This is a genomic window from Desulfosporosinus sp. FKB, from assembly GCF_002196705.1.
Classification (GTDB): Bacteria; Bacillota; Desulfitobacteriia; order Desulfitobacteriales; family Desulfitobacteriaceae; genus Desulfosporosinus.
The window spans coordinates 86,570-100,878 of record NZ_NADJ01000039.1 but is presented as its reverse complement, the minus strand read 5'-3'; the positions used below and the strand labels follow the sequence as shown (position 1 = coordinate 100,878).

Here is a 14,309-nt window from a genome sequence, read left to right as displayed (position 1 = left end):
GAAAAGGAAGTGTAAAGCCAAGCCTTGATCAAAAAAGATGATCAATATCAGAAGTCATTGATGGTACTACTATTTTATGGAAAGGGTGAGTTTCTTGGCGAGTAATTTTATTTACAGCAATAAGGATCATAAATTTATTATCAAAGAGTGGCTGGACGGAAAAAAGATTCTAGGCTTAAAGCGCTATCGAGATTATCTCTCCATTGAGGATGTCGATGGAATCCTCGATCAATCCCTGAAAGTGTGTAAAGACGTGGTAGCTCCCACAAATGATGATGGCGATACGATTGGGGCAAGATTTAACGATGGGAAAGTGACGGTTCCGCCATCGTTTCACAAGGCCTTCAGATTCCTCCATGACAACGGATGGGGCGCCAGCAACAATGATGTGGATGGTGAGGGAGCCCTTCCGGAAATCCTTAATCAATCTGTTCGTGAATATATTATCGGCGCTAATCCGTCCATGTCCCCCTATATTGGCTTAAGCGGCGGTATTGCGGCTGTGATCAAGGCCTTCGGATCTAAGGAACAAATCGTCCTTTATACCCCAAAAATGTTTGCAGGTGTCTGGGAAGGTACAATGTGCTTAACTGAACCCGGAGGCGGTTCTGATGTGGGGGATATGACATCTAAAGCTTATCCCACTGACGAACCTCTGGTTTATAAAATTAAGGGCACTAAATGTTTTATTACCGGAGGAGACCATGATCTAACAGAAAACATAATTCATCTGGTACTGGCCCGTGTTGATGGAGCTGCTCCCGGTACCAAAGGCTTGTCCCTATTTATCGTTCCCAAAATTTGGGTCAATGAAGACGGAAGTTTAGGTGACCCCAATGACGTCGCTACCGTGGGGATCGAACATAAAATGGGTCTTAAAGGTTCGGCAACAGCAGTACTCAGTTTTGGCGAAGAAGGCCATTGCCGAGGCATTCTGCTGGGCAGTGCTCCTGATGAAAAAGGGGTTGGCCAAGGTATGGCGCAAATGTTCATGATGATCAATGGATCTCGGATGGATACCGGGCATAGTGCTCTGGCTGTGGCGACAGTAGCCTATAACAATGCCGTTAATTATGCCAGAGAGCGCATTCAGGGGCGTCCCATTACCAATCCCAAAGGCGATCGTGTCCCTATCATTCAACATGAAGATATTCGGCGTATGTTATTAACTCAGAAGGCGACCTTGGAAGCTATGCGGGCCATGATCTTTAAGGGCTATTATTATCTGGATTTAATCCAACATGGGGATGATCCTGAGGATATCCGTAAAGCTAAACGTTCGATTGAAGTTATTACGCCTTTGATTAAGGCATACTGCTCAGATCAAGGGTGGCTGATGATTACCGAAGCCATTCAAGTCTTAGGCGGCTATGGCTATACCGAAGAATATCCTATTGCGCGTCAAGCCAGGGATGTAAAGATTTATTCGATTTGGGAAGGTACTAATTTCATACAATCCATGGATCTTGTAGGCCGTAAGTGGAGACTGGACAATGGCAATATTTTTAAAGAGTGGATGATGGAATTGGCGGCATTTGTACAGACCAACCAAAATCATAGTACCTTTGCCCACGAATTTGCAGTTTTAGGAAAAGCGTTAATGGCTTATCAAGATCTTGTGGGCACCATGCTGGGTTATTTCAAGGAAGATATCAGGCTGGTTCCACTCTATAGCACGAGAATTTTGCGAATTACGGCTGAACTATATGGAGGATGCTTGTTAATGCAGCAAGCACTAGTAGCTCAAGAAAAGCTTGCTCAAGGAACTGGTGATCAGGCCTTCTATAATGGAAAAATACAGTCGGCGAAATTTTACGTTCTTAACATCGTGCCCGACGTGGCAGCGACAGTACGAATTATTAAGGAAGCTGATACTTCGGCTATGGATATCCCAGAAGCAGCCTTTTAAAGTTAGCTAACGGAAATGAGAGGAGGATATAAATGCAGATTTATAAAGTTGCGGTAATCGGGTCAGGCGTGATGGGAAGCACTATCGCTGCCCATTTAGCCAATGCCGGGATACCAAGTCTGTTGTTGGATATTGTCCCGTCAAAGCTTTCGGCCAAGGAAGAAGCGGCTGGTTTAACCCTTAAGGACAAAAAGGTCAGAAATAGTATTGCAGAACAAAATAAAGCCAAACTGCTGAAGATGAATCCTGCCCCGCTCCTGGTTCCGGAGTTTGCAGAACGAATTGAGGCAGGCAATATAAGCGATGATTTAGGACGCTTAAGTGAGGTTGATTGGGTTATCGAGGTTGTCGTAGAACGGCTCGATGTTAAGAAGGATCTCTTCAAGAAGATAGCTGCTGTTGTTCGTCCGGGGACGATTGTCACGTCAAACACCTCAGGAATTTCACTTAAAGACATGGTGGAAGGACTTCAGGAAAGCTTTACACGATATTTCTGCGGCACCCATTTCTTTAACCCACCGAGATATATGAAACTTTTAGAGATTATTCCTGGGCCCAATACCGAACCCCCTGTGATTGCCTATCTGAAAGAGTTTGGCGAGCGTATTTTGGGTAAAGGTGTGGTTATGTGTAAAGACACACCTAATTTCATAGCTAATCGCATTGGAACCATCGGCTCACCTGTATTGCTGAAAGAGATGCTTCGTTTAGGACTAACTGTTGAAGAAGTGGATGCTTTAACAGGCCCCGTTATGGGAAGACCAAAGAGCGCTTCCTTCCGTTTGATCGATCTCGTTGGTCTGGATGTCTTTATTCATTCCAATAATAATGTTGCCAATGGTGTTCCCGAGGAGAAGAATGACTTCGTTTTACCTGAGTTTATCTTCACGATGCAGAAAAACGGCTGGTTAGGCGATAAAACAAAGCAAGGCTTTTATAAAAAATCCAGAGGCCCTCAAGGTAAAGAAGTTTTAGATATCAGAGCCATGACCTATGGCACGCCCAAAAAAGTGTCGTTTCCTTGTCTGGAAAAAGCAAAAGCGGCAAGAAACCTGTCCGAGAAGCTGCGTACATTAGTCAGCGGGGATGATGCCGGTTCCGAGTTTGCCTGGAATGTTTTAAAACCAACGCTTCTCTATGCCGCTAATTTAGTTAAAGACATTGCCGAGGATATCACCGGTATCGACGAAGGCATGCGCTGGGGCTATAACTGGGAAATGGGTCCATTTGAACTTTGGGATGCTCTCGGTGTTAAAGCTACGGCGGACCGCGTTGTTGCTGAAGGAGGCAAATTGCCTGTAATTGTGGAAGAACTGCTCTCGAAGGGATATGAGAGCTTCTATGGCAAAACGGAAGCCGGAGAGACCACCTATTATGACAACGGCGTCTATCGTCAAAAAGCGGTCAGCAGTTATTCCTTCTCCCTGAAGCAAGCCTACAAGACAGGCAAAGTTATTATGGGCAATGCTGGTGCAAGCTTAATAGATTTGAACGATGGGGTCGCTTGCCTGGAATTTCATTCTCCGAACAATTCTATCACTACAGATGTTGTGGAGATGATCTATAAGTCATTAGAAGAGGTTGAGAAAAATTACGCAGGGATGGTTATTGGCAACCAGGGAAGGAATTTCTGCGTGGGCGCTAATCTCGTGGATATTCTACGCGAAGCAGAGAAAGGCAACTGGTCGGATCTGGACCAGGGCATTCGTCAATTACAGAATGCGACAATGGCGTTGAAATTTGCGAAAAAGCCTGTCGTAGCGGCTCCCTTCGGTATGACACTTGGCGGCGGAGCGGAGATATGTCTGCACTCTCATGCTATTCAGGCTTCTTCTGAAACCTATATAGGGCTTGTCGAAGTCGGAGTCGGTTTGATTCCTGCCGGAGGCGGAACCAAAGAGATGGCTGTACGGGCGATGGAAGGAGTTTTGCCGGGGGTTCAGGTTATTCCAGACTATTTCTTTGCCAAACGTTTTGAAGTGATAGCCATGGCTCAGGTCTCTACCAGTGCTGAAAAGGCTCGTCAACTCGGTTTTTTGCGTGATCACGATCGTTACAGCATGAACCCGGAACATATCCTTATGGATGCTAAAGCACGGGTCATTGACCTAGCACTTAACTTCAGACCTAATTTGCCGACGAAGGTGAGAATTGCGGGGTCCGGTGTTCGCGGCACTCTGGAACTGGCAATGTATGGAATGCTTGAAGGGCGTTATATCTCCGAATATGACCGGCATCTAGGCAATAAATTGGCTTATGCAATCACCGGAGGAGATCGTCCGGCAGGTATGCTCGTTGATGAGCAATATCTTTTAGATCTGGAACGTGAAGCCTTTTTAAGTTTGCTTGGGGAAGCGAAGACTTTAGATCGCATCCGCCATATGCTCACTAAAGGCAAGCCATTACGGAATTAGGGGGGAAAACAATGCAAGAAGCGTACATCATACAAGCGAAACGCACTGCGGTTGGAAAATCGGCCAGGGGTGCCTTAGCACAGGTTCGACCGGATGATTTAGGAGCTTATGTTATACAAGATGTTCTCCAGACTATTCCTGACCTTAATAGGGAGGAGATCGATGATCTTGTCCTGGGCTGCTCTTTTCCGGAAGGTGAGCAGGGGATGAATATGGCCAGAATTATGATCCGGCGTGCAGGTCTTCCCATTGAGGTTCCGGGCGTGACCATCAACCGTTTTTGTTCATCAGGGTTACAGGCGATTTCCATGGCGGCAGACAGGATTCGTTTGGGTGAAGCGGATGTAATGCTTGCAGGCGGAGCAGAGAGTATGTCTTTGGTTCCCATGGGCGGAAGTAAACCGGCTCCAAATCCTTATATGCTTGCTAATGCCCCGGAAGTATATCTCTCAATGGGGATGACTGCAGAAAATGTAGCCCAAAAGTATGAAGTCACCCGGGACCAGCAGGATGCTTTCGCGGCACAAAGCCATCAAAAAGCTTGGGCTGCTCAAAGCAGCGGACGCTTTGATGATGAGATTGTTCCGATTCCTCTGCCGACTTGGGGAAAACCGGGTGAGAAATGGTTCACTAAAGATGAGGGTATTCGTCCGGAGACCACAGTAGAAACTTTGGCTAAGCTCCGGCCCGCTTTTAAGAACGGGGGTTCAGTCACAGCAGGGAACTCTTCCCAGACGAGTGACGGGGCAGCAATGACACTTTTGATGTCCGAACAGAAAGTGAAAACTCTTGGTTTAAAACCTTTAGCCGTTTGGCGCGGGTTTGCGGTTGCCGGGGTAGAACCTGAACTGATGGGAATCGGCCCGATCAAGGCTATCCCTAAGGTACTTAAGCAAGTGGGCTTAAAACTGGAGGATATCGATATCTTTGAGTTAAATGAAGCCTTTGCTTCTCAATCGCTGGCGGTCATTAAGACGCTGGACATTGATCCGGAAAAAGTAAATCCCAATGGCGGTGCCATAGCTTTAGGGCATCCTCTGGGCTGCACCGGGGCCAAGCTAACTGCGACCTTACTTCATGAGATGATTAAACGGAAGAAAAAGTATGGAATGGTCACAATGTGCATCGGCGGCGGTATGGGCGCAGCAGGGATCTACGAATTACTGTAAAGCAAATTCCTCTTTTACAGCGCCTGCCTCCTGGTTCTGGCGGGCGCTGCCAGTGAAGTTCAATGAATGAGGAGGAAGAAGATGTCCGCAGCAGTTAAAGAATATCAAAGTAAGCTCGTTTCCCCAGAAAAAGCGGTAAGTGTTGTTAAGAGCGGTGATTGGATCGGTTACTCCTATGCAGCTAATACACTGCCTGTTCTTGATCGGGCTTTAGCTGCACGCGCCCCTGAACTTCAAGATATTCAGCTATTGGGCGGAGTTACGATGCGTCCCCATGCTTTTGTGAAAGCTGATCCCAAAGGGGAGCATTTTAATTGGAATTGTACACATTTTAGCGCTATCGACCGGAAGTATTATGACATGGGGAGAGCCTATTATATTCCGCTCAAGTATTCTGAAGTTCCGCGCTATGTTCTTGAGAATGTGCGCATGGACATTGCCATGATTCAAGTCAGCCCTATGGATAAACACGGATTTTTTAACTTAGGGCCGACGATTTCCCATTACTGGGCAAATGCGCGCAAAGCCAAAATTATTATTGTGGAAGTTAATGAAGACATGCCAATCGCTCATGGAGGGTATGGCCATTATCTTCATGTTTCTGATGTGGATTATATTGTTGAAGGCGGTCATACCGGCATGCCTCAGGTCCCCTCCGAAGATCCCGGTGAAATTGACCATCAAATAGCAAAATACGTTCTGGAGAATATTAGAGACGGTGATTGTCTGCAGCTGGGAATCGGTACCATGCCTAATGCCTTAGGGCAGCTGATTGCTAAGTCTGATTTGAAGGATTTAGGAGTCCATACAGAAATGTTGGTTGATAGTTTTGTGGATTTGGTGGAAGCCGGCCGAATTTCCGGACGAAAAAAACAAGTTGATCCCGGTCGGATTGTTTATACCTTTGCTGCCGGAACGCAAAAACTTTACGATTTTATTGATGACAATCCCCAGGTCGCAGGTTATCCGGTGGACTATGTCAATGAGCGGGATATTGCCAGCCGCAATGATAATTTGGTTTCAATTAATAATGCTTTGGAAATCGATCTTTCTGGTCAAGTATGTTCGGAAACTATCGGTCCGCGCATGATCAGCGGAGCCGGTGGCCAATTAGACTTTGTTGATGCGGCTTATCATTCAAAAGGCGGCAGAAGTTTTATATGTATGGCCTCAACCTACACCGATGCCAAAGGGAAAATGCATTCTCGGATTAATCCTCTTTTGACAACAGGAGCGGTGGTAACAGATACACGTCCTGTGGTTCAATATATTGTCACAGAGTATGGCATTGTTAACCTCAAAGGGCAAACGACCTGGCAACGGGCTGAACGTTTGATCAGCCTTGCCCATCCGGATTTCCGTGAAGATTTAATCCGTGAAGCACAAGCATTAAATATCTGGAGAAGAAGCAATAAAGAGATTTAAAGCAGGAATATCAGCAGAATATGAATAGAAGCCTGGATCAATCACTTCTAATTGAATTATCAGTACTTGTTGTAATCATTAGAATCTCTTAAACAGTTAGGCAATCAGTAATTCAAATAGTAAATATTTTAATTATAATTTCCTTAAAGGGGCGTAGTGAACATAGGTTTTGCTACGCCTTTCTTTATCAAATCGTAATACTCCCTCTTCTACAAGTAGGTGTGGTTCCCATACCTTGCTTTGGTGGGGATAGAGTCTCCAACCGAAGCCCCTATGTTCGATCTTGACAGGTTCTTAACGGTTTCCAACGTTATGAGAATTACGGCTGATATCAATCAGTTTAAGTACTCCCCAGGCCAGAACTGCATAGACAATCATAGCAATAATGGTTGACGATTCCAGCACTGACTGGGTTTCCAGACCCTTTGTGACAGCTGAAGGAAAGATTCCGGAAAAAGGTGCTAAGAACACTTGAGTTACTGCATAGATGAGAGAAACAAAAGGGCTAAGGGGATTAGCACCGAGAAGTTTAAAGATAAGGCGAAAGGTGAATAAGACTTCGAGAACCCCTAAAACATAATAGACAATTTGCTTGGCTTTAAGATGTTCCGGTCCGGTTTTTTTAGAAGTACTTTCTTCCATTTTTATGCCTCCTTATGTTACTACATTTATCTTCTAGCATGTACATATTTAGGTATTTTGATGAGCAAACTTTGTATAGCAATTAAAAAGGAGGATAGATAATGACTGAGACAATCTTAGAGAGATCTGAAGGACGGGTAAGTTATCACGATTCCGTTGAGGAAATGCTGCCCCGAATTCGAGAAGACGGGATGTCCAACGTTTTCGACCGTTGGGCTAAACAGGAGAAAATCCGCTGTAATTTCTGTTTGCAGGGGCTTAGCTGTCAGCAGTGTTCCAATGGACCTTGCCGGATCAGTGAGAAGAGCGGTCAGGACAAAGGCGTATGCGGAATCGGTCCAGATGCCATGGCTATGAGAAAATTACTGCTGCAAAATATCATGGGTGCAGGGACCTACAGTCACCATGCTTATGAGGCCTTTCGCACTCTTCGGGCCACCGGGGAAGGTAAAACTCCTTTTAAAATAACCGACGTCAATAAGCTAAAGTGGATGTGTCAGACTCTTGGCATTAATGTCAATCAAGACGTTAATCAGCTGGCTATTCAATTGGCTGACCTGCTTAACCATCAGATGAATATTGGCACGGAAGAACCAAATCTTATGGTTGAAGCCTTTGCACCGAAGAAAAGGAAACAGGTTTGGAGAGATCTACATATCTATCCGGCGGGAACTGTTCATGAGGAACAGAACTGCGTGGCGAGTTGTCTAACGAATGTTGACGGAGATTATGCGTCTTTGGCGCTAAAAGCTTTGAGACTGGGGTTATCTACTATCTATAATTCCCAGATCGGGCTGGAAATGGTTCAAGATATTCTCTTTGGCACGCCCCAGCCTCATGAAGTCAATGTTGATCTGGGAATTATGGACCCTGAGTATGTCAATATCGTCTTTAATGGTCATCAGCCCTGGGCAGGAGCAGCAACCATCCAAAAGGCCAAGCTGCCGGAGATTCAAGCCAAGGCCAAAGCGGCCGGAGCTAAAGGCCTGAGAGTTGTAGGTTCTATCGAAACAGGCCAGGAGCTGCTCCAAAGGTTCCCGGTCGATGACGTTTTTGTAGGTTTGATGGGGAATTGGCTGGCAATAGAGCCTCTTCTGGCGACGGGTACTGTTGATGTCATGGCTATGGAAGAAAACTGCTCTCCGCCGGCCATTGACATGTATGCGGAAAAATATCAGGTTACTCTTGTCAGTGTCAGTACGATCATCGGGGTACCGGGGCTTGAGCATAAAATTCCGTATCATCCCAATGAAGTAGAGAGTATGGCAGATCAATTGATTAATTTGGGGATCGAAAACTTTAAAAAACGTCATGGGAAGATTATCGCCAAGGTTCCCAAGATCACCCAAAAGGCTATCGCAGGATTTTCGACGGAAGCCGTTTTGGGAGCGTTAGGCAATAAGCTTGACCCGCTTGTCGATGTGATAGCTGCCGGGAAGATCAAAGGGGTTGTTGCTTTAGCCAACTGTTCAACGCTGCGCAATGGTCCTCAGGACTGGAATACGGTGAATTTAACCAAGGAATTGATCAAACGGGATATCCTGGTTGTCGCCGGCGGCTGCGGTAATCATGCCTTGGAAGTAGCGGGTCTCTGCAATCTTGATGCTCTCTCGATAGCCGGTAAAGGGTTAAGCGAAGTATGCAGCTCCTTAAAGATCCCGCCTGTCCTGAGCTTCGGAACCTGTACGGATACAGGCAGAATTTCCATGCTGGTGACAGCTTTGGCGGATCATCTTGATGTGGATGTGCCGCAATTACCGATTGCCGTAACTGCCCCTGAGTGGATGGAACAAAAGGCTACCATTGACGGGGTTTTTGCCGTAGCCTATGGCACCTATACCCATCTGTCCCCGACTCCTTTTGTGACTGGGGCCCCTCAACTAGTGAAGCTCTTGACTCAAGATGTGGAAGGGTTAACGGGAGGAAAGATCGCTCTTGGTGATGATCCTGTGGAAGTTGCCGATAACATTGAAGCCCATATTATAAGCAAGCGAAAAGGGTTAGGCTTGAGTTAGTTCCCCAACAATTGAATTAATGATATTCTAAGTGCTTGCTGGAATGAAGGGGCCGTGGAAAACTTAACCATAAAAGCCCAAAATGAGTGTAAATAGCTAAGGCGTTCTCACGTCACTATCATAGTGTATAGTGGAGTGAAAACGCCTTTCTTTAATGTAAGGCAAGCAAAAGTGGGAATATAATGAAGACCATTAGGATCTATTCTTAGGTCTTAATCCTTCGGATATTCGTTTTTCTGTTTCCTGAGCCAAATGTTTTAGGGTATGTAAACTATTCTCTGAAGTTGGGGTTTCATGGTGCTCTGCCATATTTTTAGGCTCTTGAGATTTTGCTCCGAGCTTGTGGCGGACTAAAAAATAAACGCCTGCTGTAACAGCGATCAAGCTAAGCCCTAAAAAGAAGGAAGCCCTTTGGTCAGGAATTGCAAAAGCTGAGAAGAAAACACCTACAAAAATCGCTGTTACAATAAAATTGCTTGTTGGGTAACCGAGGACATGGGTTTTATAGTCTTGCCGTTTTTCTAGCAGTTTTGGACGTAAACGCCAATGTGCAAGACTAATGGTTAAGACATTAACGAGTGAGAGCAGGCCGCTGGCACCAGTTACCAGCAAGTAGATTTTGTTAGGAATAATATAGGAGAGGAAGGCAATGGCAACAAGAAAGGCGTTTGTGAACAGCAGAGCACGTCTTGGAACTGCCTTTGGTGTGACCTTGTTAAAAAAATTCGGCGCTTCTTTTTGCTGGGCCAGAGCATTTAACATCCGCGATGTTCCATACATGCTGGCACTCATTGCCGATAAAGTGGCGGTTAAAATGACGAAGTTCATAAGAGATTGGACGATAGGAATTTTGTAAGGCAGCAAAGCGCTGACATAGGGGCTCGTACTGGCATTATAGGTTGTCCAGGGGTGGAGCAAAAGCAGGAACAGGACAGAAATAACATAGAAGGAAGCTACTATCCCTGAGGTAGAGAGAACTACCTTAGGGACCGTTTTTTCAGGATCGGAAGATTCTGAGATAGCTAACCCGACCACTGAAGTTCCCGAATAGGCATAAAATACAAGTAAAAGAGAACCTGCGAAGCCAGACAAACCCTGGGCAAAAAAGGGAGTGTTGCTGATGTTATGCCAACCCGGAGCAGTACCGAAAAGAGGGAAAAAGGCAAGGGCAATTCCCAAGAGAATAAAGCCGATAAGAGCAATGACTTTAATGATGGCCAGGCCTGATTCTAATTTGCCAAACCCGCGTGGATCAGCAAGATTGACCACCGTCAGAACAACTGAATAAATGAGCATGAAGGCCCAAAGGGGAATTCCGGGTAACCAAAGAGCACTAAAGATGGCTGCGGCAGTGGCCTCACTGGACATGACCAGGATTCCGGAGATCCAGTAGAGCCAGCCGATAACAAACCCGACTCCCGGTCCAAAGGCCTTGGCAGCATAGGTTTGAAATGAACCTTTTTCTGGGTCAAGCAAAGAAAGCTCGGCTAAAAAGGATAAGTTAAAATACATTAAGATTCCCATGAGGGCATAAGCAAGGATAATGGATGGACCGGAGAGTTTGATCGTTAAGCCGACTCCCAGAAACATTCCTGCGCCGATAATACTCCCCATAGCCAACATGGTTAAGGAAAATGCTGACATTTTAGAAGATTTATCCTGTTCCGAAGTCAAATTTGTTGCTTCCTTTCCATTGTTAGATTTTTTGGCTTGAATAAACGGCTATCCCCCAGCTTCACTGCAATTGTTATTTTAGTCATGCCAAATACAAGATGGGAAATATACGCCCCAATTGCATCTCGGGGTTTAACGGGAAAGATCATTGTAGCTCCGAGGCTGGAGGCAACTCCTTAGAGAGATGTCCATTCGGCCGCTCCAAAACCTGATATCAATCCTAGACAAAACCGATCAGTAATCTTTTTCATCATTCTCACCTCATTATTTCTTGAAATAGCTTTCCCAGCTTTCGGAGAACTATGATGTGAACAATGAAAAGCACACCTCAACTACTGGATATCCAATAGTGGGGTGTGCTGTAAGATTGACTGACTGTTTCTTCTTAACGACCACCAAGATCATAGGGGGTTTCTTGGTAGACGTAATAATTCAACCAGTTCTGGAATAGTAAATTTGTATGTGAGCGCCATTTGTGAACAGGGAGTTTTGTGGGATCATCGTCAGGAAAGTAGTTCTTGGGAAGTGCTATCGGCAGACCTTTGACAAAATCACGGTCATATTCTTCTTTAAGGGTTAAGGTATCATACTCAGAATGACCGGTGACAAAGACTTGACGTCTATCTTTGGAAACAACAATATAAACGCCTGCTTCGCTGGACTTAGATAAAATCTCCAGTTCGGAATGTTCAGCAAGGTCACTGCATTTGGTTTCTGTGTGACGGGAGTGAGGAACATAGAATTCGTCATCAAATCCCCGCAGGAGCTGCATACCGTTAAGGGTGTTCCTATTGACATCGTGTTTAAAGATACCGAACATTTTCTCCGGCAAAGGGTATTTGGGGATACCATAATGGTGATACAATCCGGCCTGCGCTCCCCAGCATATATGAAACGTGGAAGTGACGTGAGTTGTTGTCCAATCCATAATTTCCTGCAGGTCTTTCCAGTAGGTAACTTCTTCGAAGTCCAAGTGTTCTACAGGCGCCCCTGTGATAATCATGCCATCATAGTTATGGTTTTTAATAGCAGTGAAACTTTTATAAAAAGAATCCAGGTGTTCTTGAGAGGTGTTTTTGGAATGATGGCTCTCAATTCGCAAGAGGATAATTTCAACTTGCAAGGGAGAATTTCCGAGCAGTCTTAAGAGCTGAGTTTCTGTGGTTTCTTTGCGGGGCATAAGATTGAGAATCACAATTTTTAAGGGGCGAATATCTTGGTGAAAGGCACGCTCGTTTCCCATAACGAAAATATTTTCTCGATTAAGTATTTCCATAGCCGGTAAATGTTCCGGTATTTTAATGGGCATTACTAAACCTCCGTTTCAACTATTAAGACAATGATTTTGCAGTGTATTGCTTGTAATTTAGCAACTGATGATTGTTGTGGCCTAAGATTCTCTCTTGTAATATTCGGAGGTTCTCTTACTTGTTCAGCTTTAGCTGAACAAGTTCACTGTAAGTTCTCAGGAATTAATTCTGACTAGCCTTGAGTGCCTGGTCCAAATCATAGAGGAGGTCGTCAATCGTTTCCAAACCAATGGAGAGGCGGATCATATCCGGCGAGATACCTGCAGCACGTTGGGATGCTTCATCAAGTTGTTGATGAGTCGTACTTGCAGGGTGGATGACAAGGGATTTAGCATCTCCGACGTTAGCTAAATGGGAGAATAGCTGCAAATGATTGATGAAGGTTTCCCCTTCCTGAAGCCCGCCTTTAACTCCGAAGGTGAAGATTGAACCCGCACCTTTGGGCAAATATTTTTGGGCAAGAGCATAATAGGGGCTGTTTGTCAGGCTGGGATAATTCACCCAAGAGACAAATTGATGGTTGTCCAGAAATTCCGCTATTCTTTGGGCGTTTTCAATATGTCGTTCCATACGGAGGGGAAGAGTTTCTAAGCCTTGCAAAAATAAGAAGGAGTTGAAAGGGGATAAGGCCGCTCCAGTGTCACGCAATAGAGACACGCGAGCCTTAGTAATATAGGCGGCTTTGCCGCAGGCTTCCGTATAGACAATTCCATGGTAGCTGGGGTCAGGTTCGCTTAATCCGGAAAATTTACCGTTACTCCAGTTGAAGTTGCCGGAATCAACTACGATTCCTCCGATGGAAGTCCCGTGCCCGCCGATAAACTTAGTAGCCGAATGAACAACAATATCTGCACCGTGTTCAATAGGCCGGCATAAATAAGGAGAGGCAAAGGTATTGTCGACAATGAGAGGAAGATTGTTTTCATGAGCGATACGGGCTAATTCAGACAAATCGGCAACATTAATTTGGGGATTGCCAATCGTTTCAGTATATAAAGCTTTGGTTCGATCTGTGATCTTAGAGCGGAATTCTTCCGGATTATCACCGTTGACAAAATGAGTTGTAATCCCTAATTTAGCCAAGGTATAGGCAAACAAAGTGTAAGTTCCGCCGTAAAGCGAGCCTGAAGCGACAATCTCATCTCCGGCTTGAGCAATGGTTAGGATAGCGTACATAATGGCCGCTTGTCCTGAGGCTGTAGCCAGGGCACCTACGCCCCCTTCGAGGAGGGCAAGGCGCTGCTCGAAAACATCTTGGGTGGGATTCATAATTCGGGAATAGATGTTGCCGGGTTCTTTAAGGGAAAAGAGGTTAGCAGCATGTTCTGTGTCATTGAAAACAAAGGAAGAGGTTTGGTAGATCGGTACGGCACGCGAATTGGTAGCAGAGTCGGGGCTTTGTCCTCCATGTAAAGAAAGTGTTTCAAATCCAAATTGGTGTTTTTCAGTCATTGTAATTTCTCTCCTTTTCTCAGCAGTCGGCCACTTTTAGTGAACTGACTGTCTGTAAAATGTAATTGTGAGGATTTTGTTTACCGCGAGTTTAAATTCAGTTATTAGGAGAGGTTAAGTCAGCTGATAATAAAAAAACGATCGCTTCAGAGAAGCGATCGTTAGGTATTTAACACGCTGCTCTCATCTCTCAGAACCTAAGGTTCTGCTGGAATTGGCACCTCATAGCTTAGACTATCGGTTGCCGGGCATCATAGGGCCAGTCCCTCCGCCGCTCTTGATAAGAGAATCAATATTTA

Annotated in this window: 9 protein-coding genes and 1 riboswitch; of the genes, 5 read left to right on the top strand and 4 right to left on the bottom strand. The window is 45.3% G+C overall.

What is annotated here, in order from left to right; genetic code table 11:
• The first annotated feature begins 94 nt into the window (after positions 1–94).
• From B5Y67_RS19150 to B5Y67_RS19135, 4 genes are all read left to right on the top strand, one after another.
• Entirely contained in the window at positions 95–1,909 is a 1,815-nt protein-coding gene (locus B5Y67_RS19150) for an acyl-CoA dehydrogenase (RefSeq protein ID WP_088228018.1), read from the top strand.
• A 32-nt stretch (positions 1,910–1,941) separates the two neighbouring features.
• Positions 1,942–4,323 (top strand): 3-hydroxyacyl-CoA dehydrogenase/enoyl-CoA hydratase family protein, encoded by a 2,382-nt coding sequence (locus tag B5Y67_RS19145; protein ID WP_088228017.1) that lies wholly within the window; start codon positions 1,942–1,944, stop codon positions 4,321–4,323.
• An 11-nt stretch (positions 4,324–4,334) separates the two neighbouring features.
• Positions 4,335–5,492, top strand: a complete 1,158-nt coding sequence (locus B5Y67_RS19140) for an acetyl-CoA C-acyltransferase (protein ID WP_088228016.1) — start codon at positions 4,335–4,337, stop codon at positions 5,490–5,492.
• 81 nt (positions 5,493–5,573) lie between these two features.
• A complete protein-coding gene (locus B5Y67_RS19135; protein ID WP_088228015.1) occupies positions 5,574–6,917 on the top strand; it encodes an acetyl-CoA hydrolase/transferase C-terminal domain-containing protein in 1,344 nt (447 codons plus the stop codon).
• Positions 6,918–7,211: 294 nt separating this feature from the next.
• On the opposite strand, the gene B5Y67_RS19130 is transcribed toward B5Y67_RS19135, so the two are convergent.
• A complete protein-coding gene (locus B5Y67_RS19130) occupies positions 7,212–7,559 on the bottom strand; it encodes a YggT family protein (RefSeq protein ID WP_088228014.1) in 348 nt (115 codons plus the stop codon).
• A gap of 101 nt (positions 7,560–7,660) precedes the next feature.
• Between B5Y67_RS19130 and cooS the strand changes: the two genes are divergently transcribed.
• Complete coding sequence (gene cooS / locus B5Y67_RS19125) at positions 7,661–9,574, top strand: anaerobic carbon-monoxide dehydrogenase catalytic subunit (RefSeq protein WP_088228013.1); 1,914 nt, start codon at positions 7,661–7,663, stop codon at positions 9,572–9,574.
• A 192-nt stretch (positions 9,575–9,766) separates the two neighbouring features.
• On the opposite strand, the gene B5Y67_RS19120 is transcribed toward cooS, so the two are convergent.
• The 3 genes from B5Y67_RS19120 to B5Y67_RS19105 form a co-directional block, all read right to left on the bottom strand.
• Positions 9,767–11,248, bottom strand: a complete 1,482-nt coding sequence (locus B5Y67_RS19120; RefSeq protein ID WP_088228012.1) for an amino acid permease — start codon at positions 11,246–11,248, stop codon at positions 9,767–9,769.
• 385 nt (positions 11,249–11,633) lie between these two features.
• A complete protein-coding gene (gene metA, locus B5Y67_RS19110; protein ID WP_088228011.1) occupies positions 11,634–12,557 on the bottom strand; it encodes a homoserine O-succinyltransferase in 924 nt (307 codons plus the stop codon).
• A gap of 163 nt (positions 12,558–12,720) precedes the next feature.
• Positions 12,721–14,010, bottom strand: a complete 1,290-nt coding sequence (locus B5Y67_RS19105) for a homocysteine synthase (RefSeq protein ID WP_088228010.1) — start codon at positions 14,008–14,010, stop codon at positions 12,721–12,723.
• Positions 14,011–14,190: 180 nt separating this feature from the next.
• A riboswitch (SAM riboswitch) is annotated at positions 14,191–14,297 on the bottom strand.
• Between the last annotated feature and the right edge of the window lie 12 nt (positions 14,298–14,309).